Annotated in this window: 3 protein-coding genes; all 3 read left to right on the top strand. The window is 58.8% G+C overall.

Annotated features, from left to right (window positions below):
- The first annotated feature begins 86 nt into the window (after positions 1-86).
- Positions 87-587, top strand: a complete 501-nt coding sequence (locus tag FVF58_RS51085) for a transposase (RefSeq protein ID WP_246217619.1) — start codon at positions 87-89, stop codon at positions 585-587.
- Positions 563-916: an IS66 family insertion sequence element accessory protein TnpB gene (tnpB, locus tag FVF58_RS51080; protein ID WP_149676993.1), complete on the top strand. Its 354-nt coding sequence runs from the start codon at positions 563-565 to the stop codon at positions 914-916. The genes FVF58_RS51085 and tnpB overlap by 25 nt, the downstream gene beginning before the upstream one ends.
- Positions 917-947: 31 nt before the next feature.
- A partial coding sequence (locus FVF58_RS51075; RefSeq protein ID WP_484217521.1) for an IS66 family transposase occupies positions 948-1,234 on the top strand: 287 nt, incomplete at its 3' end.

Genomic DNA, 1,234 nt, shown 5'->3' with positions numbered 1-1,234 from the left:
GTATGCGGTCCTTTACGGACGCCCTAGCAATGAACGAGTGATTCTCTGATGCTACCTGTCCACGTGGACAGCTGGGATGAGAGTACATGTCAGAAGATCGAGATTTGCGTAGCCGCCTGGTAGTTGGCGCGAAGCGGGACGGTCGCCGAGAGTACGATCCGCAAGCCCGCGACGAACTGATCCAGTTGTGCATGAAGCCGGGTGTCTCCATCGCGCGTACGGCGATGGAATACGGCGTGAACCCGAATCTTCTGCGCGAGTGGATCACGCGCTACCAGAAGGCACAGGCGACGGGGAATCCCGTTGAGAAGGAGCTCACGCGACCAGACGGTGTATCGATTGATGTCACGCAACCGGCGATGCGGACTCGCGTACCTGGAGTGCCATCATCATTTATACCGGTCGTTCAAGAGCCGGTGACGGTTGGGCAAACGGTGTTCCCGCGTGGATCCTCGATAACCGTTGCCTTGCACGTACGTTTGCCCAACGGGGTTGAGTTTGACATCGCAGACGCCACCATCGACGAACTGACCACCGTGGTCCAGATGCTCGGGAGGATGCCGTGTTCCGGTTCGACGACAATCTGAAGGTCTATCTGCATCGCGATCCCGTCGACTTCCGCTACGGCATGAACAGTCTGTCGATTCTCGTCGAGCAGTCGATGCGGCTGAATCCGATGGACACGTCGCTTTACATCTTCGGCAATCGACGTCGCGATCGGATAAAGATCCTTGGCTGGGATGGCAGTGGTTTCTGGCTTCTGATTAAACGATTGGAGACGAGCCACTTCATCTGGCCCGAGAACAAGGCTGAGATCGTGATGATGACGACCAACGTGCTGCACGCGCTGCTCGAGGGCGATGACATTACCGCGATTCGACGGCATCCGAAGCAGGATTATCTTCGTGTGAGCTGAACAGTGAGGCGGTGTGCTGGTCTAACCCGCCATGCCAATCAACGTCACGATCACCGCCGAGGAACTGAAGGCGTTGCTCGCCGAGCGCGATGCTGCTCGTACGTTGCGAGAGGAGCAGGAGGCATTACGCGGCGCCTTGCGGCTCGTGACGGCAGAGCGCGATCTCGCCGAGGAGCGACTTCGAGCCTACCGTCGAGAACTCTTCGGCGCGAAGAGCGAAGCACGAGATTCTGATCAGCCTGGCTTGTTCAACGAAGCCGAGGCGCTCGGCGCGAACAGCGCGCCCGCCCAGGAAGACATGCCGCAGACGACGGTTGC

The organism is Paraburkholderia panacisoli, assembly GCF_008369935.1.
Lineage (GTDB): Bacteria > Pseudomonadota > Gammaproteobacteria > Burkholderiales > Burkholderiaceae > Paraburkholderia > Paraburkholderia panacisoli.
The sequence above is the reverse complement of the archived record's forward strand: the minus strand, read 5'-3'. Positions and strand labels throughout refer to the sequence as shown.